This window comes from Mangrovibacter phragmitis, from assembly GCF_040429585.1.
Taxonomy (GTDB): domain Bacteria; phylum Pseudomonadota; class Gammaproteobacteria; order Enterobacterales; family Enterobacteriaceae; genus Mangrovibacter; species Mangrovibacter phragmitis.
In genome coordinates, this window is record NZ_CP134782.1 from 3,045,381 (window position 1) to 3,066,970 (window position 21,590).

Here is a 21,590-nt window from a genome sequence, read left to right on the forward strand (position 1 = left end):
AAGGGTACCTTTCGGCAGTGCAACTATATGTTTTTGTTGGATTTGTGATGCAAGCGCCGAAAGTGCCGAAAGGTTTCAGAGATTACTCCCCCTCCTTTGTATTTTTTTCAATACTCCTCTCGGAACAGGGTATAGAAAATTTTGGCCCATGCGAGAGTAATATTCTCATATCTTTCTACTCTTTCGGAAAAATATATATAACTAACTGATACTTCTATTGTTTAGTGATGCCGAAAGGGGATGCCGAAAGGTCGTCGAGCGCCGAAACCCCTTTCGGCGCTTTCGGCTATCCGACACCCATGGTCAGGCTCCGGTAAGTAACGGGAAACGATGACTACCAACGTTTCCGGAGATTTACCATGAGCCTGTTGACCACCATGATCCGTCACCTCTGCACGGATGCCGCCCAATCCGCAAATCGAACAAGCCCAGACATCCTTTCGTCACCAGAATCCTGCCATGTGGTCTTCGTCGCCACAGATCTTGAAATCAAAGAACTCGCCTGGGTTCGAACCAAAGAGACTGACTTCGAGCGCGACGGCAAAGTGTTCCGCCGTCTGTCGCCTGAATACTTCGCCTGGCTACGTTCCCGCATGGTCACCGCCCAAGCCGCGCACAAGGCCGGAAAGCTCCCCGAGGCTGCCTGGAACACGCTGCGGCAGCGATTCAACGCCCTGCAGGAGCTGGCCATCCGGGAGTTCGGCAAGGAAAGCCTCCAGGATGTACTGCAGTCCTTTTCCCCGAAGAACTACCGGCCACCCGCGCTTCGTCCCGAACCCCAGAAGAAACCCGTCGAAGTTCCCAGAAAGGTCTGGATTTACCCTCAACACGCAGCCGGACGCCATAGGCAGCCGGTGACTTCCCAGGCTGTCGCCAAGGTCGACACCATCCGTGAGGAGGCCATGGCCAAGGGTTGGTCCGAGGCACGCCTCTATCAGAACCAGGGCCGGTTCCGGTTTCCCTGCGGCGAGGACTACGGTCTGGTCTGCTTCGTCGATGGCGATCAGGAGATTGGCGAGGTCACCGAGCGTTCTATCGAAATTATCCACGGGCCGAAGTCCGGGCGTCCCAGCACGCTGCGGTTCTACAACCCGGACGTGCCGCAGCCGTGGATGAAGAAAGTGGAGGATTGAGCCGTGAAGAAAAAGAAACGCTACGCCAACGCCAAGGATGTCCTGCCCGAGGAACTGTTCGAGCAGATCCAGAAGCACTACACCGGAATTCTCTGGGTCCCGGCACCGAGCCGCTTCTACCAGGAGCGCCGCGACCTGGTGCTTGCCCTTCATCTGCAGGGGATCAGCAGCCAGGAGATCTCCAACCTCGCTGGAGTGACCACCCACCGGGTCAACCAGATCATCGCCGCCGAACGAAAACAGGACCGGGACCGACAGTTGGCCGCCGCTTCCGGTAAGTAACCCATGAACCGGCGGGAGCGCGTTTGGAGGCTAAATCGGCCTCCCGCCCCGCAAACCGGCATAAAAAAACAGTTTTGGCAGGACATCGACATGCCTTTGAGCAAACCCGACAAAGCTATTCTGGATCGATGGCACCGCAACGAGGGCAAGACCGAACCGCCCAAGCGCGGTGCTGGTGCGCCCGAGGGAAACCAGTACCGGTTGACGCACGGCATCTTCGCCGACCGCTGTCTGACGCCGGAAGAGAAGGTCATGTTCGACGTGATCATCGAGCGCCTCAACCAGGATTTCGTGTTCAACAAGTCCAGCGACTTCTTGCAGGTTGAGCTGGTGGGCGTCTATTCGGTGAAGCTGGTCCGCGCCCAGATCGAAGGAAACACCCAGGCTGCCGAAAGTCTTGACCGCATGATCCGCTGCCACATGAAGGATCTCAAGACCACCAAGATCGCCCGTGAGGGTGAGGAACCGAAAGGCCCGCAGACCTCTCCGGCGGAATGGGCGGCGGCGCTGCTCGAGAAAGTGGCCGAGGCCGCCAACGCCCCGGGCGCGAAACCCTCCGGCCGCAAGAAACGCGGAAAGAATTGCGGATAACACCATGGAGGGCTTTTCCGATGACCCCGGCACACGGCGACTTGCAGCAGACAACTTCACGTGGAATTGCGGATAAGACGTGTTCTATTCAATCCGCAATCATGGGGATCGGGCACAGATGCACCGGCAGAAGGCAGAGATACACGCTCGACGGAAAAGTGTTCAGAAACTTTCAGCTCTTTCTGGAATCGGTATTCAACAAACCGCTGGCAGAGATTATCCACGCCCTCTACATCGAAAACCAAATGAGCTCCCTGGATATCCACAAGGAATTTTCAGTCGCCTTTGGATTTGAGGTCAGCCAGCGGACCATCTCTACTGTCATCAAAAACTCTGGTGTGAAAATCCGGGACCGCACCGAAACGAAAGCACTCGCCTGGAAGCAGGGGAAAATGGCCGGGTCCATGGCTCGCTCACGTCAAAGCCGCAAGCAGGCATATCTTTTCGGATCACGGGCGGAACAGAAGATTCGCTATCTGCTCCGCGAGGCTTTGATGGCATTGGACGTGAAATGGGATGTGGTGATCGGCGACAACCTTCAGCATATTCACGAGCGCTTCGAAATCGATATTCCGGTGGTACTCATCGACAGAGAGACGGGAAGGGCGAGCCGGATCGCCATCGAAGTGGACAGCGCGTACACCCATTCATCCACGGAGGTTCGCGACCGGGACAGACGAAAAGACAACGCGTTGAGGGAGGCGGGTTGGCAGGTTGTCAGGGTCGATGGAGATTGCTTGCGAAAGAAATCCGTCATTATAGAAGCCGTTGCGGACCTCGCGCTGACTGTTGAGCGGATCGCTAATGAAAAACTGGTTGACGTTTTTTCCGCCGGGGGCCGCTCATGACGAAGGGTATGAACGGCTTACAGCGACTGGCTCCAGCGGCGTATGAACACCGCGACCTCGGCCTTGTCAATTTCACCACGGGCGACGGCCAGCACCATCTCGGCGAAATCATCCTCCGGCGCATCGAAGTCGTAGCCGTTCAGAACGAGGAACACCAACGCCGCCACCGCGCCGACCCGTTTGTTTCCGTCCACGAAGGGATGGTTTTTGACCAGATGAAAGAGGTAGGCGGCCGCCATCTCGTACACATCGGTGTGCAGGTACTCGCCGCCATAGGTTGCCGCTGGCATGCCGAGAGCGGACTTGAGCAGCTCGATATCCCGGATTCCCGATCCGCCGCCGTAACGCACCAGCTGATCCTGGTGGATGTCAAGGACCTCGGTCAGGCTGAGAAACTTCGGCTCCATGGCTTACTCCGCGAGCTTCTTCAGCGCCTTGGGGTAACGGGCGTTGACTTTGTCGAGGGCGGACTTGAAAGCATCTCGGCGACCGGCATCCTTCACGGGGGAAAGAATCAGCACCTGGCCGTCGGTAGTGACGTCGAAGGGGGTTTCCGCATCGGCCCCGAGCAATTCCAGAACCGGCTTCTCGATCACAAGCGCCAGGCTGTTTCCGTGTTTGGTCAGAGTTTTGATCATGATGGCCTCCTTTATGTTTCGTTCTCACAATGTCAATACGAAGATATAACCGAAGGGCGATTTTGTCAAGATCCGAGCCGCATAAGCCAAGTAGATATTGGCATGTTCACGCCGGGGCTCTTTCACACAACCCAAGTAAATATGGGCATGCCGAGCCCCAGGCAGAACCGGCCAAGCCTCGCACACAGCCATTCCTTCGGCAGCGGCCCTCGCACATGCCAAGCAGATATTGTCATGTGTGTTCCGCGCCCGGAGCGCACAAGCCAAGCAGTTATAGCGATGTGCGGCCGACAGACAGCGAAGGAGAAATTTCGGTCAATCGATATTTCCCGCTCCGCCTGGGAGACTGAGAACCATCGTCATGATCAATCATCATCGGCGGATGTGTTCTTTTGCGGGCACTGTCATTCACTGTCTTCGACACTGTCTCGCCCAACGAAAACAGGAGCAGCCGGGGCCGCTCCCATCGTCGGGTTCGGAAGGATCAGAGGCGTTCGAGGGCTTCCTCGAGCTGGCCGTCCACGAGGTGGGTGTAGATCTGGGTGGTGGACACGTCCCGGTGCCCCAAGGCCCGCTGCACCACGAGCAGGTCGTTGGTCGCGCCGTAGAGGTGGGTGGCGAAGGTATGCCGCAGCCCGTGCGGCGTCAGTTCCTTTTCGATCCCGGCCTTCCGCAGCCAGTGGGCGAGCCGGTTGGCTATCTGCCGCTGGCAGAGTCTGCCGTCCCGGTTCGACAGGAACAAGGCTTCCATTTCCGGGCGGCCGTGTCGACGGCGCTCGGCCAGGTAACGGCGCAGCAATGTGCGGAGGTCGGTCTTGATGAACTTGACCTGCGGCACATTCCCCTTGGCCCGCACCCGCAGATGCTTGGCGTCGAGGTCGATGTCATCCATGTCGAGCGCGGCCAGCTCGCCAAGCCTGATCCCGGTGCCCAGCAGCACCTCGATCATGGCGCGGTCGCGCAGCGCGGAGAAGTCGGTCCGTCCTTTGAGCTCCTTGAGCAGACGTTTCTTTTCGGCGGTGGTCAGGAAGACCGGCAGCTTTCTCGGCAGCCGATGCATGCGGATGGACCGGGCCGGATTGTCATCGACCACGCCCGCCTCGGCGGCCCAGGCGAAAAACGCCCGCACCGCCGCCTTCATCCGATGGAGCGAGGCCGCCGAGCGTGGGCCTCGCTCACTCTCGGTGACCGCCCCGGCGGAAAACACCTGGTCGAGGAGCCCGGCCGTGACTTCCCGGCAGACGATGCCCGGGGCCAGCTCATCGGCAACGCGGGCCACCAGGGCGAGGTCTCGGCGGTATGCGGCTATGGTCGCAGGGGAGCGACCTTCGGCCGACAGGCGGGCACAGAACGCCTCTGTCGCGCCCGTCAGGTCGAGGTCAGCCGTTCGGTTGCTCATCGCTGGACTCCTTCACCCGGCTGTGGCCCATGGGTGTGCTCTTGGGCAGCGGCAGCTCCTCGATGCGCCCAGATTCCATGGCCCATACCATCATCATGCGGAACACCCGGACGGTCTTGGCGACGGTGCGTTCGGCTCGCTCCTTGCCGTCGGGGAGTTTGAGCAGCAGGTCGGACTTGTAGAACTTGCCGACCTGGGGAAGCCGGATCTCTGCGAGCTGGCGATCCGCGCCGAAGAAGGACTCAACCACGTCGAGGTCCTTCCGGTAGGTGTAGAGGGTCCGCTCTTTCTTTCCGGATTCCCGCAGGTGGCCGATGAAAGCCTCGGCGGCTTGATGCACTGTGCATTCAGTCATGTCGATGTCTCCTTTGTTGGTGGCCCGGTGTGTTCAGGACAGGAAGTCGTCCAGCTCCCGCAGCAGTTCCTCGACGTGGCCGAGGGAGCCGACGCTCGCCCAAGTGATGTCCGTCTGCTTCGCGTCCGCTTCGAGCTTGCCGCGAATGCCCTCGATCAACCGGGTGATGTTCTCCTGCTTTTCTCGGTACGCCTTGAGTGCCTGCTGGCGGTTTCTGTCGTAGGTCATGACCTGCCTCCGGTTCCGGTTTTCGTGGATGCGGGACCATCCCGCGTCACATCCAATGACGCTTCTATTTCGTTGGAAATCAAGTGTTTGCAGAGATCTTTCTGCATGTGCCCCAAACCCATAACCCAAAGGAGATCAACATGTTGAAGAAGACCCTCGAATGGACCATCCCACTGGCCCTGGCCGGGATCATGACCGGCTGCGCCACCTACCGGCCACCGGCCCAAATCCAGTCGGCGGTGGCCACCGTCAACCGCCACACACCCGAGTATGTGACCGAGGCCAACAAGGCGCTGCGCGAGGTCGGCCACCCGGACGCCGAGCGCCTGACCGGTGTCGGCCTGCGCCTGCAGACCGCCGTAGAAGCCCTTGACCAGTGGGCCAACGGATCGAACCAGGAGGCAGGCCAATGAAAGAGATCCTTCAGGAAAACAGCGATGCCGTCCGCCAGGCCGGTGAGGCCCTGGTTGAAATCGGCACCGAGCTGGCGGCGGGACGGATCGAGAACGCCCTCGGCCGTCTGGAAGCGGCCCAGCAGCAGTACCTGGCCTGGGCGGAGTTGGACCAGGCCATCATCGATATTCAGGAAGCTGTCCACGACCGGAAGAACACCCTGGCCGTGCGGCAGATCCTGACGGAACTGGTGAGCACCATCCTCGGCAACGCCTTGAGGACAGGAATGCACTGATGGCGGTAACCGACAAGGAGCGCAAACTCGCGGCGACCCTGAGCGATCCCGTGTTGTGGGGGCAAGCCTACCTCTACAACCGGGATGGCTCAGGCCGCGACTACTGGCCGCACCAGGTGGAGGACCTGCGCTGCCCGGCCAAGAACATCATCCACCTCGACGGCCGGGACGTGGGCAAGTCCATCGTGCTCTCGACCGACGCGCTCCATTACGCCTTCACCACGCGAGGCGGCCAGGGCCTCATCGCGGCTCCGCACCAGGGGCACCTCGACACCATCATCGAGGAGATCGAGTTCCAGCTCGACACCAACCCGGATCTGATGAACAGCATCGCCCTGACTAAGTACGGCAAGCCCAAGATCCACCGCAAACCCTACTTCCGGCTGGAGTTCACCAACGGTTCGGTGCTCTATTTCCGCCCGGCCGGGGCTTATGGCGACGCCTTCCGGTCCCTGCACGTGGGCCGCGTCTGGGTCGATGAAGGAGCCTGGCTGACCGAACGGGCCTGGAAGGCGCTGCGCCAGTGCCTCAAAGCCGGGGGGACGCTACGCATCTACTCCACGCCCAACGGCCTGCGCGACACCACCTATTACCGGCTCACCTCGTCGGATCAGTTCCATGTGTTCCGCTGGCCGTCCTGGCTCAATCCTCTGTGGACCGAAGATCGCGAGGCCGAACTGCTGGAGTTCTACGGCGGCCGCGACAGCTCCGGCTGGCAGCACGAGGTGGCCGGTGAACACGGCAAGCCCTCCTATGGGGCCTTCAATGTCGAACAGTTCAACCTCTGTCGGCAGGATCTGCTGGAGTATCAGAAGATCGTCATCACCGATTCCGAGCTGCGCGATTGCGACACCGAGGAAGCGACCCACGACCGGCTGGAGATGCTGCTCAACCTCACGCCCCGCAGCGGTCAGTTCTGGGTCGGCGGCGACCTGGGCTACACCAACGACCCCACCGAGATCGTTGTATTTCAGGAGACGGAGATCGGCGAGCGGACGCTGCTGAAGATGATCTTGCGCGTGCATCTTGAACACGTTTCCTATCCGCATATCGCCCAGATCATCGCGTTGCTGGAGCGTTACTACACCCCGGCGGGCATCGGCGTGGACAACGGCGGAAACGGTCTGGCGGTGGTTCAGGAATTGCTCACCCTGGACAAGTACAAAGGGCTGGAGCTGGAAGGCAGGCTCAAGGGATACGACTTCGGCGGCATGACCCGGCTGGCGGTCCGTGACGGCAAGGAAGTCAAGAAGCGGACCAAGGAGCTGATGACCAGCCTCATCAACGGAGCCCTGCAGCGCAAGCAGCTCATTTTCCCCTCGGACGACCTGGAGGTGGAAGACCAGTTCACCACCCACACCTACACCCTGCGTGACGGCAAGATCATCTATTCCAAGGGCAACGACCACATCATCGACGCGGTGCGCTGCGCCATGCTGATCCGGGAGGAAGGCAACCTCGACCCGGTCGGCGAAGAGGTGGTCTCACTCAAGCCGGTGCTCACCAACCCGATTTTTATCTGAACCAGACAAATCGTTACCAGTTTTGTGGAAGTGGCAACAATAGGTCTGATGCCCGAGGGCCAGGGAATGGCCGTGGCTTGGATGTCAGGCGTTTTCCGGCATGTTCAGCAGAAACCGCCAGGCGGGCACCACGTCAATTTTTCCGGAATCTACCTGTATCTGCTCTTCCTCGTTACGCGTCACGATAATGCCATGCGACAGTTTCAGTTCGGTCATGGCTTCGGCAAGCGCGGTGGTTTCCCGCTTGCGGGTTTGCTGGTCGGCCATCGATTCACAAACCTGAACAAGCATGCGGGACGGGCCTTGTCGTCCGGCGATGAAATCAACCTCCCGGCCCGCCTTGGTCTTGTAGTAAAAGATATCCGGCGTGACCCGACGCAGCGCGGTGAACACCAGGTTCTCCAGAAGATGGCCCGAGTTGACCAGAATGCCGGAGCTGATCGACGTCACCAGCGCGTGATCGACGCAGTAAATCTTCTTGGGGTTGGTGTTGGCCCGGGCCAGCGAGGCGTCAAAGATGCGCACCGTGAACAGAACGTAGGCATCCTCGAACCATTCGAGATAATCGGAGACGGCGGGTTTCGGCGCTTTGTGCCCCAGGGATTTCAGGTAGCCGGTCAGGTTGTTGATGGAATAGAGGGAACCCGTATTGTCCACCAGCCAATGCGCCAGATCCGTGACCGCCTTGGGGTGAGAGATATCATGGCGTTCAACAAGGTCCCGGAACAGCATTGCGTTGAAATACTCTTGGTGGGTCTTGATTCGCAGCATACGGTTAAGGCCTGCAACCTCGGGGAAGCCACCGGTTTCCCAGTACTCCTCGAATGCCTTCTGGACAGTCAGACGTTTTTTGGTCGAGAGTGGACCGTCGCTCTCGATCCCCTTGTAGTCGAGAAACTCCCGGAATGAAAACGGGAACATTTCCCAGGAGAGTGCCCGGCCGCGCATCTGGGTCGCTATCTCTCGTGAGAGCATCTGAGCCGACGACCCGGTAATGTACACCTCGCACTTTTCCATGCGCATCAAGCGGTCAACGAAGGGCTCCCAGCCAGGTACGACCTGGATCTCATCGAAAAAGCAATAAACCTTCTCGGCATTCTTTTTTTCCGGATAGAGCGAAAAGTAGGCTTCCAGAATCACACCCAGATTGTCGTGTTGCAGACTATGCAGACGATCATCGAAGAAGTTCAGATAGAGGATGTTCTGACGGGCAACGCCAGTGTCCTGCAGCTTCTTCATAAGCTGGAACATGAAAGTCGATTTACCGCTGCGGCGCACACCGATGCAAACCGTGGCTTTTCCCGGCACTGGCGAAACAGCAACCCGCCTGGGCACACCCGTCGGAAGGTCAATCTCCTGAAAATCGAGGATTATTTCTTTAAGCATGTCAATCATCGCGAAAACCTCCGGCTATCAATTTTTCCGGTCAATATAACAACCGGAAATAATTATTGCCAGTTTAGGCTTGAAATGGCAAGGTAAATTTCTGGTTTCGGCCTCGGCCGCCTCAATGCAGTCTGATGCAAAACCTCTTTACTTCTTCTCAAATGAAGAGGTTTTGCATATTGACCACCCGCCAAACTCATCCTCCGACGCTTTCCACCCATCTCCGGTAAGTAACCGGCATCGAGCCGGGTTCGGCCCACACGGGCCGGATGTGCGGCTGTCATGGCCGAAACTACCGAGAGGATCACGTGGAAAGTACCGCCCATCAGGACGAACAACCCGAAAGCCTGGACACCACCGGCTTTGTCATCGCGCCGCTGGCAGCAGCGGCCGCGCTCGACTCGGCCGCCTTCGCCAAGGTGAACGCCGCCGAAGCGATTCCGGCCACCTGGGAAGAACGCGCCCGTAAGGCCTGGGAATACTACGTCGAGGAGCCGCTGGTGAAGAACTGCGTCAACTCCTGGCGCACCTTCGCCGTGGGCGACGAGATCAAAATCACCAGCGATGACGAGACCCTCAAGGAGCAAGCCCTGGAGGCCGCCTGGCGGCTGAACGTCTCGCAGTTCATCAAGGACATGGTTCTTCAGCTCCTGGTGAAAGGCGACGCCATCGGCTTCAAGCGCTTCACCAAGTCCGGCCAGGACATCGAGGAGCTGGTCTGCGTCAACCCGGTCTCGGTCAAGGTCAAATACGCCCAGGGCGAGCTGATCGAGGCCCGGCAATTTCCCGAGGACACACCCGGCGGCGGGGAATCCATCCCGCTGCCCGTCGAGCAGGTGGTCCACCTCAAATGGGACGCACCGGCCTTCTCGCCCCGGGGCAACTCCCTCGTGCTTCCAGCTTTCCAAGCCATCGAACTGCTGCGCGACTACCGCCGGGCCGAACAGGCCATCGCCAAGCGCTGGGCCACGCCGTTCCGCCTGCTCAAGGTGGGCGGCGCGTTCGGCCAGAAGATGGTGATGCCGGACCAGCGGATGCTCGAACAGGTCCGCGACATGGTCAACAAGATGGACATGAAAAGCGGCCTGGTGGTCCCGTTCTACGTCAATGTCGAAACCCACGGCACCGACGGCCAGGTCCTCAACGTCGAGGACAAGGTCAAGGAGGTGAAGGAAGACATTGTGGTGGCCTTGGGTCTGTCACGCTCGCTGGTGACCGGTGACGGCCCGAACTTCGCCACCGCCTCGGTGAGCATGCAGAAGATGATGGTCATGATCCGCGAGATCAAACAGGCCGCACGCAAGCTCCTCGATTGGGTGTTCGACGACTGGATGGAGCTGAACGGCCATGGCGACAAGAGCATCCAGTTCATCTTCAACGACCTCGACCCGAGCGATGCGGTCGATTTCAAGAAGCTCCTCATCGAACTCTACGACCGTAAACTCATCAGCCGCTCCAGCCTCCAGCTCAAGATGGACCTGGACCCGGATATCGAGGCCGCCAACCGCGAGACCGAACGCAAGCAGATCGACCTGATGGACGAGAAGCAGGTGAAGCCGGTGGTGGATATGGTCGTCTCCGGCATTCTCAGCGTGCCTCGCGCCCGGAAGATGCTCGGGATTCCGGCCGAGGACGATGAACCCACGGCGGAGGCGGCATTGGTCTGGTCGGGCGACCTGGAGTCCACCGGCGATGCGGCCGTGTGTGACGAGTGCAGCCACTTCATTGCTGACACCAACCACTGCCGGGTCCACAACAGCGAGCGCACTTTCGACGCCCCGGCCTGTCGTTTCATAGACCGCCGGGAGACCCGCTGATGCCTTCGGACCTCAAGCAGCGCATCCAGGCGGCCACCCTAAATAGCCTGACGGCCCGCAACCGCTACAACGACCAGGTTACGGCCCAGCTCACCCAGGCGCTGAAACAGGCCGAAGACGAGGTCGCCCGCGCCATCCTCCAGTACCGCTCCCTCGGCTCCCTGCCGGACAACAAGCTCGCCGCGCTCAAGGGGCTGGAAAAGCTCCAGCTCGAACTCGACGACACCATGAAGCGGCTCAAGCGGGAGCAGACCCTGGTCTTTCGCAAGACGACCAAGGACTCCTTCAAGCTCGGCATCCAGCAGGGAATCGGAGAGCTCGCCGACGCGGCGCTTCCGTTCTACGCCGACCTCAAGCCAGAAGGCATCGATAAGCTGGCCACCAAGGTGTTCACCATCGTCGACACCAATGCCCTCGACTTCATGGCGCAGTACAACCTCACACTCGCCGGTGACGTTCACCGCGAACTCGCAGGCGGCATCAAGCGCACCATCCTGAACGGCATCGCCACGGGCAAGGGAGCCGACGACATCGTCCGGGACATGGGCAAGGTGATCGTCGACAAGGATTCCTTTCGTCAGGCCGGAAGCCGGGTGTTCAGCAAGGCGCAGTACCGCATGGAGATGATCGCCCGCACCGAGGTCCTCCGCGCCCACAACATGGGCAGGCTCAAGTTCCACGAGCGGGTCGGCATCCAGAAGCTGGAATGGCTGGCCATGGAGGACGAGCGCATGTGCCCGGTCTGCGGCGGCCTGGACGGCAAGACCTTTCCCATCGACAAGTTTCCTCAGCAACCCGCGCATCCGCACTGCCGCTGCACCAACATCGTGGCCTGGCCGATGACCGTCTGCGGCAGCGAGATGGCCGCCCAGGCAGACGCCCAGGCATCGCAGGGGGACGCCTGCATTCTCCCGCCCCATGTGCTGGAAGGCATGGCCGACGCCCAGGCCAAGGAGAACGCCAAGATCAAGAGCGCCTTTGAAAACGGCGACATCGCCGACCTCGGTTCGCTGACGGTCAAACAGCTCCAGACCCTGGCGAAACAGAACGGCGTGGCCATCGCCCGGACCAAGGCCGATTTCATCAAGCTGCTCGATCTGGCCGAACCCGGGATCGATCACGGCGACCTGGCCGGAGCGGCGCTCAGCGCCAAGCTCAAGGAACACAAGATCGGTCTGCTGCGGACCAAGGAAGAACTGGTCGATCTGCTCGGACTGAAGCAGGCGGAACTCAAACAGGCCAAGCTGCTCGCCGCCCAGATGACGAAGATCCCTCCCGCCGAGGGGCTGGAGGGCATGACCGCCCAGCAGCTCAAGGAGATGGCGAAAGAGAACGGCATCTCCCTCAATATGACCAAACAGGAGACCATCGAGCTGCTCGACAAGCTGGAGCCCGGCGTGGATCACAGCGGCCTGATGGGCAAGGAACTCGCGGCGGCCAAACAGAAGCACGGCATCGGCATCCTCAAAAACAAGCAGCAGCTCGTCGAGGCGCTGCAGAAGAAGGCCGGTGCCGACATGGCCGAGTCGGTCAAGAAAAAGGCGGTCGACGAGGCCAAACAAAAGCTGATCCTGAAACAGAAAACGGCTCTCGAAGACGCCGCCAAGGCCGTGGTCGTTCCCGACACGCCGACCGGCTACAAGGATTTCCTCGACGCGATTGCCAAGGCGGAACAGGCGGTTTCCGGCGGCACCGATCTACCCCAGGATCTGCTGGCGGCCCACAGCAAGGAAATCGCCCTCAAGAAACAGCTCTTCCAGGACCAGGTCGGCAAGCTGAAATCGACGGAGCTCAAGACGCTCGCCAAGGAGACCAAGGTTCAGTATTGGCAGTGGGCCAACAAAGACGAGCTGACCACGCTCTTCACCGAGACCGATCCCGCGAAAATCAAAGCGGTTCAGGCCAGCATCGACACCAAGCACGCGGCCTGGGCCGAAAAGCATGGAGGCAAGAAGAAAACCGCACCGGCCAAGCTCACCACGCCGAAGACGGAACCGCCGAAACCGGCTCCGCAGCCTATCCCGGTCAAGCCGCCCGAGCCCAAGATCGGCAAGAAAGGCGCGGAGTTCACCACTGTCGATACCGCGTGGCAGCAGAAAGGTCTGCCGTCTAAATTCAAAAAATCCGGCAAGGCCGCTGTCGGCGGCGCACACGAAAAGGAGTTCTGGACCGATAAAAACGGCGACAAATGGCTGTTCAAGCCCATTAGCCGCAAGGACGATGAGTTCATCGCCTTCGGAGAGGAAGCCGCCTACAAGATCGGCCGCTTGATCGACCCCCATTCCATCGAGGTGCGCACCATCCAACTGAACGGCCGCACCGGCTCCATCCAGAAATGGCGCACCGATCTGCGGGAAGACTTCGATTTTCGCAACATCCTGCCCCAGGATCTGACCACCATCGAACTGGAGCAGATCCAGCGCGAGCATGTGGTCGACTGGCTGATCGCCAATCACGACGGACATTCCAAGCAGTTCATCCGTGCCCGGGACGGTCGCGTCTACGGAATCGACAAAGGCCAGGCCTTCAAGTTTCTGGGCCAGGACAAGCTCTCGCTCGACTATCACCCCAACGGCGTCTGCGGCGAGGAAGAGCCGTTTTACAACAAGGTCTTCCGGGCGGCCAAGGAAGGGAAGGTACGGGTCGATCCGAACGCGACCCTTCGCTACATCCAGGAAGTCGAAAAGATCGCCGACGAGGATTACCTCGATCTGTTGCGGCCCTACGCCGAGGGACGGTTCGCCAAGGACCCGGCCGGGCTGCGGCATTTCTACGACCTGGCCCTGGAGCGAAAACACAATCTCCGGCGGGACTTCGAGGGCTATTACGCCGATGTGCTGGGGGATCGGGGTTTCCGTTTCGACAAGCTGAGCGCCGCCACCGGGAAGAAAAAGTTACTCTCCTCCGCCGAAGAGACCCTGGTCGAGGAGGCCCGCAAGCTCGGCTGGCAGGGCAAGACGCTGCCCTTCGACAGCGGCGACGTGGAAGACCAGAACGCGCTGATCTTCACCGAGAGCTTCAAGGGGAAGAAGCGCACCGTGGTCAAGATGAAGATCCGGCCGGATACCGACCGCCGCATCGACGAGGTGCTGCGCAGGTATGTGCAGACGGCGGCCGGGGAAAAGGGACAGCCGCTGGTCGAAGACAGCTTCTTTCCGACGATTCTGGACGCCGTCAAAAACGTCAATTTCCACGTGGGCGACGGCAAGTACAACCGGACCAAGATCGACAAGGCCCTGCGCCTGCGCAAGAAACTGGAGACCCTGCAGAAGAGCGCCGACCCCAAGGTCAAGGAGATGGCGGACCACTATCTGAAATGGGTCAAGGAGATTGAGGAGTCCGTCGATTGGGACCGGGCCACCAATGGCGTTTTCGAGCAGTATCTGCCCAAGCTCGACGCGCAGAGACCCAAGGAGAAACCGCCGTTTAAGGTGGAACGCGGCAAGGTGACCCACACCAAGCGCAGGATCGGTTCCGGCACCATCACTGTAGAGGCCGACGACATCGACAATCGGGCGCTGTTCAATCACAACTCCCGCATGCAGGACGGACACCAGTACACCGTCACCTTCGAGGACGGCACCCGGGTCCGCTATCGCCCCTGGTCGGACACCAACCTCTATGCCCAGCGCGGCGAGCTGGAAATGATCCTGGATGGCGACGCCACTCCCGGACGGGTCGAGGCGATGCTGGAAAAGCTCGAACAGCTTGGGATCGACACCCGGGTGGCCACGGCGGAAAACGCGGAGCAGATGTACCTCGAAAAGCTCGCCTACATCCGCAAGACCGACAAAAGCGCCGACTTCAAACGGCTGCAGAAATCCCTCGATGACCGCAACGCCACCACCACCGAGCGGGTCCAGGCCCTGCGCGGCTATTGGCAAAAGGAACTGGGCGTCCAGGACATCACCCAGCTTTCCGGATACAACCCGCTGGGCGAATACCAGGCGGGCTTTCTGGACCGCGACGCCAAGGGCGGATACCGACACCAGTTCCGGTTCGACATCACCGAGGAGGACCTTGAAAAACAGATGAAGGGCTACTCGCTGGTCCACGATCTGACCAACGGCGAGAGCATGTCCGGCTTTATCGACTTGATCATGGAAAACAATGGAGCCATGGTCAGCACGGTCGAGAAGATGCGCATGGGCGTGGCTCCGGGAGGAATGTCCCCGGTGGCCGACATGCAGACCGGCGGCGCGAGCTATTTCTTCACCCGAATCAAGAAGCAACCGGCCAGCGACGCCTCACCGGCCCTCTACTTCAAGAAACAGATGCTGCGGCGCATGGACGCCATCAGCTATGACCATGACGCCTACGGCAAGGTGATCGACGACTACGTGCAGCGCAACCGGGGAGCCAGCATCGATGATTGGAAGCGGTTCTCGCAACGCCATGGCAACGAAACCATCTTCAAATACTCGGTGACGCTGCTGGACAACATCGAGTTCATCGTGGCCAGAAGCGACAACGAACGCCGGGAGATCATCCAGAGTTTCACCCGGCGCGGCATCAAGAAACTGCCCGACGGGCGCAAGGTGGAGGACATCGTCCATACCTCGCAAAGCTGGAGCAAACGCAAACAATGACCATGAAGGACTTTATCGAACAGGAGAAACGGCGGCTGCAGGAATCGCTGCACTGGTTCAACAGCCGGGGCAGCCGCATGACGGTCAGAGAATCCCGGGATCTCTTTCTGGATATCCTGGTGGACAGCTTCACCGTCACCCGGATCGCACCCCATTTCGACGCTGCTGGCAACCATCTGCGCACCGATTTCTGGCTGTTGTGGAAGGCGCTCGGTTACGACGAGGGCTTCCAGCACGCCCACACCATCAAGGTGGTGGATGTCCGGGTGGAAGACACCCTGACGGCCGAACATGACGGTAAGAAGGCCGAAGGGTGGCTGATTGTCGATATGACCGACGACCTGGGCCGCATTCACCATGTCGAAATGATCGAGCCGGTCTCGGAGCCCGAACTCGCGGCGGACTGGCAACGCTGGATCTCCTACAGGAAGAAAAACGCCGAGAGATTCCGCCGGATCGACGACCAGCTTCTGGCCGAACATCTCCTGATCGCGGAGGACTGGTCATGAAACTGCGCTATATGATCGACTCGATAATGGCCGACCGGCAAGCCACCGTCCCGGAATACTTGCCCGTGGGCGTCTGGGTTCAGGGGCCGGGTCCCGGTCTGGATGTGGAGATGTACTACCTCGACCGGGGACCGAACGGGCTTGCCGACCGCAAGGATGAGGCTGCCTGGGTGGTCAACCGTCTGGTCGAGGTCGGGGCCACCTCGCTTCCGGCGGATTTTCTCGAATACCACCGGCTGTCCCGCTCTCCCTACGACGGGGTCTTTTCCGAGATCACCGAGACCGGCGAATACCCCTCCCTCGACGCCTGCGGCAAGGCCGTTCTGGCCCGGGTATAAATATAGGTTACTGGATTGGGCCAACCGGGCAGTTGTCAGGTCGCGTCCGATTCCATGCCGCAACCAAAGTACCACGGTTATTGAAGTGCCATTTACAGATGTTGCGGAAATATTGTTTCAGTCCGTTGTTTGGATAAAGAGGTGTCCCATCTTCGATGCTGAAGCTATTGTTTTCGCCGTTATATTCGACATGAAAATGGGGTGGGGGGTGTTCGTCGGCGCGTATGGTCACTCTAAGCCCACCGATGCGGCCGACTACCTCTTCATTGAGGCTGCGAAGCTCCTTCCCCTGATAAAGTACGATAGGTCCTTGATCCAGGCAGGATTGCAGCTCCGAAATACAATCATTGACAAACTCTATTTCGATCATTGCTGTTCATCTAATCGTGAAAGAATATCGTCAATTCTAGATTTCCAGTCCTCCAAATCGGCCTGGATCGTGAAGGTAGCTAGAATGTCTGGACTTGCATTTACGTATTCCCTCTGAATGATGATTCTGCCACCAGCATTTAGGATTTCTGACGCATGAGTAAACACGGCCTCAATGAGTCGGCCGTTTTTGAGAGTTATTGCGTCTTCAACATCAGTTATATTTATTATTAAAAACATATTGCTACCTTGCTGTAAGTTATCTGATTAAAACCATAGCGGTGCCATTCTCTAATGCACTGCTGACCGAAACGTCAGATAATGTTACAGTGAAAGACCCATTTCCTTTAGATGTTAGGTCGCCATAAACGTATGGCTGATTTTCAACATAGGCAGCAATTACTTTGAAAGGGAACTCTTTTCCCGTATCGTTGTTGACTTTAATGTTTACCTTTAAATCAAATGTGCTCGTTCCAAAGCTATTATTTTTCACACGCTCCATGTTTGCCTTAATGCTCTGAGGAATGCCCACCATCAAAAGAGAGTCTGCGTTAGAAATGATGTTCAGGTGTGATTCTGATGCTAGTTTTCCGTCTTTGTCCTTGTCTAGAACCACCGGGATAGTAAAGCGCGCATAGGAGTCAAACTCTTTCCTAAAACACTCAACATATTTTGCATCTTGGAATATGCTCGGAATGGTTTGTTGTACCTTCACAAGAGAGGATGATGGCTGTCTGGAATCTTTGTAATCGTTGCAACCTGCAACCTCCACAAAAAGATCACCAGCAATAGTTTTCGTCTTTGATTCAAGGATGTCCTTCAGGCTAACTTCTGTCTCTACCGTAGCCTTGCACCCAGACAGTGCTAAAACAGTTATGATAATCAGTGATATCTTTTTCATGCTAATACCTCGCAAAACAAAAAAGCCCTGAATAACATCGCGGTGAGGTGTAATTCAGGGCTAGTGGATATGATATTGAGCTTTATGCTTTTGGCCGGGTAAAGAGCACAAAAAGGCCAAGGATAATATCTCCAATCACCCAGATGCCGAGAATCAACATCGCACCGATGCCAGTTCCAATTGCGGCACCAGCTTGCTCAGCACCAGAAAGAGCCTGCATTCCTTCAGAAGCCGAGTTCATGCCGCCTATAAGCCATATTGCCATGAGGATATTGAAGCCGACAAAGCCCCATTTGACTAATTTTCCGAAAAAACCGCGCTTAGGCTTTCTCAATTGTACCCCACATTTAGGGCACTTTAATGCAGTATCGCTTACTTCTGTTGAGCATTCTGGGCAATTGATGAGTGGCATATCCCTCTCCTTCTAGTTGATGGTTAATTTACTGCTTCTACGCTTCTGAATTTAAAAAGAAATTCTGGATTCTTCATTGATCCGTCTATCGTCATACTTGTTTCTTCAAAGAAGTCTTCCCCTGATGGGAAGAAGCTCCCTGAAAATTTAACTCGCTGGCCAACGGATAACTCCAAAAGCCGGTTATATAAATCTGATCCCTTTTCGATCAGTGTATAGGAGTTTATATCCGAAATTGCATTGTTCCAGGTCTTTATTTCGATGTTCGGTGATATCCGTATCGACAAAATCGCTTTACCCTCAGTGTTCGTTTCCAGGGCATTTATAGTGCCGAACCAACCCGAAACAGAATGTCCGATTTGAGATTTAGACAGAAGGGTTTTTCGTTCGTCTTTAAGCACAGACTGTTGCAATTCATTTTTTGCACCTGTGAATTTGTTTGCAGACGAAGAGACGATCTCTATGAATTTTGCTTGATCAGAAGGTTGGAACGATTCGAGTGTAGGTGCGGACTTTTTAGCAGCGGGGGTAGTGCTGGAGCCGTTATTATTCGATGAGTCTGGCGAGTTAAAAAGACCAATGACAATCAAGACGCCGAAGACTATACCTATCCAGTGAAGCACCGAGAGCTTTTTTTGTTTACTCCCACATTGTGGACAGGTCTTTGCAGATTTTGAGATATCCTTTCCGCAAGTCTTGCATTTTACGAACAAACTATCACTACCCATTAGCCCCTCCCTTTTGATCAGCTACCGGAAATTTTTTCGCCTTATCTGTTCTAATCCAGACATTGAGTTCCTCAGGATCAAAGCGCCAAGTTCTTCCGACTTTGTGCGCTGGCAATTTTCCTTCCCGCAACAATCTGTAAACCGTAGACCGGCCTAACCTTAAGAACTCTGCTGCCTCTGCGACCGTAAGCCAATGTTTTTCCATTATATTCCTTCGCATAAGCGTAGAAATTGAATCTTGAGCAATGCTGAGCAATGCTGAGCAATGCTGAGCAATGCTGAGCAATGCTGAGCAATGCTGAGCATACATTTCAGCGCGTGTTTATGTCAATAAGAAATTCTCATTTCGTCACCCTCCGACACATCGCCGACGCTTCCGGTAAGTAACCGCTGAACGCTCCCCGCAGGTCGCGGAGAGCACAGCAAACTGACCGGAGACGTTGATGGAACTGTTCGCCACAGACCTGGAAAGGCTGGCGTTTCTACTGGAGGCCGATGCGGCGCTGACTCTCGATCCCGACACGCTCGGGACCGAGGCCGCCGAACAGTCCGCTCCTGAAGAGCTCCCTCCCGAGAAGCGCCCCAAGTACATCACCAACTACATCGGCAGTAAGCAGAAGCTCGTCGACTGGATCTGGAAGCATACCCCGGAGGGCACTGGCACCGTGCTGGATGCCTTTTCGGGGTCTGCGGTCGTGGCCTACATGTACAAGACCAAGGGCCTGCAGGTCATCGCCAACGACCGGCTCCGCTACTGCCACCATGCCGCCAAGGCGATCATCGAGAACAACTCGGTTCGCCTGAGCGAGGACGAGATCGAGGCGCTCCTGGCCGACAACGCCAAGGCGGGCAGCTTCGTTCAGGACAACTTCAAGGGCATTTTTTTCGCCAAGGGCGTCCATGCGCTGATCGACACCATCCGCGCCAACTGCGACAAGCTCTCCGGCTTCAAGAAAGACATCGCCCTGTTCGGCCTGGGCAAAAGCTGCATGAGCGGCAAGGGCGGCTTCGGCCACTTCTCGTCGTCTACCGATTATGGCCGCCGCCAGGACACCCCCGACGAGTTCAAGGATCGCTTGCGCAAGAACCTGCAGCGTATCAACGCCCTGGTTTTCGACAACGACAAGGAGAACAAGGCATACCGGCAGGACATCAACGACCTGCTGCCGAAAGCCAAGGCGGATCTGGCCTACTTCGATCCGCCCTACGCCACCGAGTTTTCGACCACCAACTACGAGCGGGCCTACCACTTCGTGGAGGGGCTCATGACCTATTGGGAAGGGCTCGAAATCAAGGCCGACACCAAGGTCAAGTATTACGAGACCGACCACAAGACCGTCACCAAGGCCAACGCCAGCGAATTCTTCCAGACCTTTCTCGGCAACGCCAAGCACATCCCGCACTGGCTGATCTCCTACCGCGATCACGCCTATCCCAACGAGCAGGAGATGAAGCGGATCATCGGCTCCTTCGGCAAACAGAGCCGGATGAAGTCCAAGGATCACCACTACGCCATCACCTCCAAGCACGGCGAGGCATCCAACGCCAAGGAGCGTCTGTTCGTCTGCGCTCCCGGGGCCAAGGCCAGCGCCGAGCGGGAGGAAAAACCCGTTCCGATGGCCGCCGCCGCGAACTTCCACACCAGCATCCCCGTGGATATCCGGCTGGGCGAAGGCGAACGTCTCGCGACCGAGGCCATGGATGTCGGCTCGGCGGGCGACCCCCAGTTCAGTTTCGTGCTCTGCCGCACCGGCACCAACAAGAACGGCGACCACTTCACCGCCGAGGAGTTGTCCGGTCGGCACATGACGGCCGTGAACAAGAAGGTCGATCTGCAGCATTCGCAGGAGTTCAACGACATCGTGGGCGGCATCGTCGCCGCCGATTACCTGGAGGACGACAACGGCGGCCGCGTGGAATGCGTCGGCGAGCTGTACGTCCACGACACTCCGGCCGCCCGGCTGGCCTACAAGCTGATGAAGCGCGGGATCATCTCCCAGGTCTCCATGGAATGCGACTACCAGGAGGGCGAATGTTCGGTCTGCCACAAGCGATTCCAGAACAAGGCCGACTACTGCACCCACCTGCGCAAATTCAAGGGCCGTGATGTGGGCGGCCAACCCGTTTTCGAGATTCTGCACGGCGTCACTTTCACCGGACTGGGACTGCTCGACCGCAAAGGCGCGGACGAGAACGCCAGGATTCTGCAGGTGGCGTCCCTTCAGAGCCAGCCCGACCAATCCCAACCCGAAGGAGATTCCACGATGGAAGACAAAACCAAACCCACCGATGACCAGGCCGCCAAGACTGAATCTGACGCGGCCAAGAAGAAACCGGCCCAGCAGGAAAGCGATCCCGCCCGCGTTACCGACCTGGAAAAGGAAAACCGGCAGCTCAAGGCCCAGGTCGCCGAGCTGCAGAAACGCGTCCAGGAACTGGAAGCCGAACAAAAGGCGGTCGCCTGCCGCTCCCGGGCCAAGAAGCTGCTCACCCGTCTGGAGAAGCAGGGACTCTCCTTCGCTTCCGAGGAGGACCGGGAAGCCGAACTGAAACGCCTGGCCGAACTGTCCGACGAAGCCTTCGCCGCGACCGAAGCCGCTTACGAACGCCTGCCCAAATCGGCAAAAGCGGACAAGGACAAGGAAGAGAAACCCGCCGACAGCGACCAGGGCGGCAAGCCCGCCGCCAAGGCATCGACGGAAACCCCGCTGCGCAGCGACGCCGGTGTCCGGCCCCACGATGTGGACGACCGCAAGGTGTCGCTCGAGGACCGCCTGCGCGACGGGTTCATGGCCGCTTACCGCAACCGTGTCGGCGAGGACTCTCCCGAACACTCGGAAATCAACGCATAAGGAG

General features: G+C 58.1%; 23 protein-coding genes. 12 read left to right on the top strand and 11 right to left on the bottom strand.

Annotated elements, in window-relative coordinates:
- The first annotated feature begins 359 nt into the window (after positions 1-359).
- From MPHASIOC01_RS14660 to MPHASIOC01_RS14675, 4 genes are all read left to right on the top strand, one after another.
- Complete coding sequence (locus MPHASIOC01_RS14660; protein WP_353612812.1) at positions 360-1,133, top strand: hypothetical protein; 774 nt, start codon at positions 360-362, stop codon at positions 1,131-1,133.
- Between the two features lie 3 nt (positions 1,134-1,136).
- Positions 1,137-1,415 carry a hypothetical protein gene (locus MPHASIOC01_RS14665; RefSeq protein ID WP_353612813.1) on the top strand — a complete coding sequence of 93 codons (279 nt, stop codon included), beginning with the start codon at positions 1,137-1,139 and terminating at the stop codon, positions 1,413-1,415.
- A gap of 90 nt (positions 1,416-1,505) precedes the next feature.
- Complete coding sequence (locus tag MPHASIOC01_RS14670; protein ID WP_353612814.1) at positions 1,506-2,006, top strand: hypothetical protein; 501 nt, start codon at positions 1,506-1,508, stop codon at positions 2,004-2,006.
- 20 nt (positions 2,007-2,026) lie between these two features.
- Complete coding sequence (locus MPHASIOC01_RS14675) at positions 2,027-2,854, top strand: hypothetical protein (RefSeq protein WP_353612815.1); 828 nt, start codon at positions 2,027-2,029, stop codon at positions 2,852-2,854.
- A gap of 17 nt (positions 2,855-2,871) precedes the next feature.
- Here the strand turns inward: MPHASIOC01_RS14675 and MPHASIOC01_RS14680 are convergent, their stop codons facing one another.
- From MPHASIOC01_RS14680 to MPHASIOC01_RS14700, 5 genes are all read right to left on the bottom strand, one after another.
- Positions 2,872-3,261, bottom strand: coding sequence for a type II toxin-antitoxin system death-on-curing family toxin (locus MPHASIOC01_RS14680; RefSeq protein WP_353612816.1), 390 nt, complete (start codon positions 3,259-3,261; stop codon positions 2,872-2,874).
- A 3-nt stretch (positions 3,262-3,264) separates the two neighbouring features.
- Entirely contained in the window at positions 3,265-3,492 is a 228-nt protein-coding gene (locus MPHASIOC01_RS14685) for a hypothetical protein (protein ID WP_353612817.1), read from the bottom strand.
- A 484-nt stretch (positions 3,493-3,976) separates the two neighbouring features.
- On the bottom strand, positions 3,977-4,891 hold the full coding sequence (locus tag MPHASIOC01_RS14690) for a tyrosine-type recombinase/integrase (protein ID WP_028577527.1): 915 nt from the start codon (positions 4,889-4,891) through the stop codon (positions 3,977-3,979).
- Positions 4,872-5,246 (bottom strand): hypothetical protein, encoded by a 375-nt coding sequence (locus MPHASIOC01_RS14695; protein WP_353612818.1) that lies wholly within the window; start codon positions 5,244-5,246, stop codon positions 4,872-4,874. The genes MPHASIOC01_RS14690 and MPHASIOC01_RS14695 overlap by 20 nt, the downstream gene beginning before the upstream one ends.
- Before the next feature lie 33 nt (positions 5,247-5,279).
- Positions 5,280-5,474: a hypothetical protein gene (locus MPHASIOC01_RS14700; protein ID WP_092193118.1), complete on the bottom strand. Its 195-nt coding sequence runs from the start codon at positions 5,472-5,474 to the stop codon at positions 5,280-5,282.
- A 140-nt stretch (positions 5,475-5,614) separates the two neighbouring features.
- Between MPHASIOC01_RS14700 and MPHASIOC01_RS14705 the strand changes: the two genes are divergently transcribed.
- Genes MPHASIOC01_RS14705 through MPHASIOC01_RS14715 form a run of 3 tightly spaced genes read left to right on the top strand, consistent with a single transcriptional unit; the run spans position 5,615 to position 7,685 of the window.
- On the top strand, positions 5,615-5,887 hold the full coding sequence (locus MPHASIOC01_RS14705; RefSeq protein ID WP_092193116.1) for a hypothetical protein: 273 nt from the start codon (positions 5,615-5,617) through the stop codon (positions 5,885-5,887).
- A complete protein-coding gene (locus MPHASIOC01_RS14710) occupies positions 5,884-6,162 on the top strand; it encodes a hypothetical protein (protein ID WP_353612819.1) in 279 nt (92 codons plus the stop codon). The genes MPHASIOC01_RS14705 and MPHASIOC01_RS14710 overlap by 4 nt, the downstream gene beginning before the upstream one ends.
- A complete protein-coding gene (locus tag MPHASIOC01_RS14715) occupies positions 6,162-7,685 on the top strand; it encodes a terminase large subunit domain-containing protein (protein WP_353612820.1) in 1,524 nt (507 codons plus the stop codon). The genes MPHASIOC01_RS14710 and MPHASIOC01_RS14715 overlap by 1 nt, the downstream gene beginning before the upstream one ends.
- A gap of 84 nt (positions 7,686-7,769) precedes the next feature.
- Here MPHASIOC01_RS14715 and MPHASIOC01_RS14720 read toward each other — a convergent pair whose 3' ends face one another.
- Positions 7,770-9,080 (bottom strand): ATP-binding protein, encoded by a 1,311-nt coding sequence (locus tag MPHASIOC01_RS14720; protein WP_205228842.1) that lies wholly within the window; start codon positions 9,078-9,080, stop codon positions 7,770-7,772.
- A gap of 299 nt (positions 9,081-9,379) precedes the next feature.
- On the opposite strand from MPHASIOC01_RS14720, the gene MPHASIOC01_RS14725 reads away from it, so the two are divergent.
- From MPHASIOC01_RS14725 to MPHASIOC01_RS14740, 4 genes are read left to right on the top strand one after another with little or no spacing between them, the layout of a single operon-like run.
- Positions 9,380-10,888 carry a phage portal protein gene (locus tag MPHASIOC01_RS14725; RefSeq protein WP_353612821.1) on the top strand — a complete coding sequence of 503 codons (1,509 nt, stop codon included), beginning with the start codon at positions 9,380-9,382 and terminating at the stop codon, positions 10,886-10,888.
- Positions 10,888-15,477, top strand: a complete 4,590-nt coding sequence (locus tag MPHASIOC01_RS14730) for a minor capsid protein (protein ID WP_353612822.1) — start codon at positions 10,888-10,890, stop codon at positions 15,475-15,477. Before MPHASIOC01_RS14725 ends, MPHASIOC01_RS14730 begins: the two co-directional genes overlap by 1 nt.
- Positions 15,474-15,986 carry a hypothetical protein gene (locus MPHASIOC01_RS14735; RefSeq protein WP_353612823.1) on the top strand — a complete coding sequence of 171 codons (513 nt, stop codon included), beginning with the start codon at positions 15,474-15,476 and terminating at the stop codon, positions 15,984-15,986. Before MPHASIOC01_RS14730 ends, MPHASIOC01_RS14735 begins: the two co-directional genes overlap by 4 nt.
- A complete protein-coding gene (locus MPHASIOC01_RS14740) occupies positions 15,983-16,324 on the top strand; it encodes a hypothetical protein (RefSeq protein WP_353612824.1) in 342 nt (113 codons plus the stop codon). Before MPHASIOC01_RS14735 ends, MPHASIOC01_RS14740 begins: the two co-directional genes overlap by 4 nt.
- 7 nt (positions 16,325-16,331) lie before the next feature.
- Here MPHASIOC01_RS14740 and MPHASIOC01_RS14745 read toward each other — a convergent pair whose 3' ends face one another.
- The 5 genes from MPHASIOC01_RS14745 to MPHASIOC01_RS14765 form a co-directional block, all read right to left on the bottom strand.
- The gene (locus MPHASIOC01_RS14745) at positions 16,332-16,694 is read right to left on the bottom strand and encodes a DUF4160 domain-containing protein (RefSeq protein WP_353612825.1); all 363 of its coding nucleotides are present in this window, start codon (positions 16,692-16,694) and stop codon (positions 16,332-16,334) included.
- Positions 16,695-16,952: 258 nt separating this feature from the next.
- A complete protein-coding gene (locus tag MPHASIOC01_RS14750; RefSeq protein WP_353612826.1) occupies positions 16,953-17,594 on the bottom strand; it encodes a hypothetical protein in 642 nt (213 codons plus the stop codon).
- An 82-nt stretch (positions 17,595-17,676) separates the two neighbouring features.
- Positions 17,677-18,006, bottom strand: coding sequence for a zinc ribbon domain-containing protein (locus tag MPHASIOC01_RS14755; RefSeq protein ID WP_353612827.1), 330 nt, complete (start codon positions 18,004-18,006; stop codon positions 17,677-17,679).
- A gap of 23 nt (positions 18,007-18,029) precedes the next feature.
- On the bottom strand, positions 18,030-18,734 hold the full coding sequence (locus MPHASIOC01_RS14760) for a zinc ribbon domain-containing protein (protein WP_353612828.1): 705 nt from the start codon (positions 18,732-18,734) through the stop codon (positions 18,030-18,032).
- Positions 18,727-19,044 carry a helix-turn-helix domain-containing protein gene (locus MPHASIOC01_RS14765; RefSeq protein WP_353612829.1) on the bottom strand — a complete coding sequence of 106 codons (318 nt, stop codon included), beginning with the start codon at positions 19,042-19,044 and terminating at the stop codon, positions 18,727-18,729. The genes MPHASIOC01_RS14760 and MPHASIOC01_RS14765 overlap by 8 nt, the downstream gene beginning before the upstream one ends.
- A gap of 133 nt (positions 19,045-19,177) precedes the next feature.
- Here MPHASIOC01_RS14765 and MPHASIOC01_RS14770 point away from each other — a divergent pair, with 133 nt between their 5' ends.
- The gene (locus tag MPHASIOC01_RS14770; RefSeq protein WP_353612830.1) at positions 19,178-21,586 is read left to right on the top strand and encodes a DNA adenine methylase; all 2,409 of its coding nucleotides are present in this window, start codon (positions 19,178-19,180) and stop codon (positions 21,584-21,586) included.
- Positions 21,587-21,590: the final 4 nt, after the last annotated feature.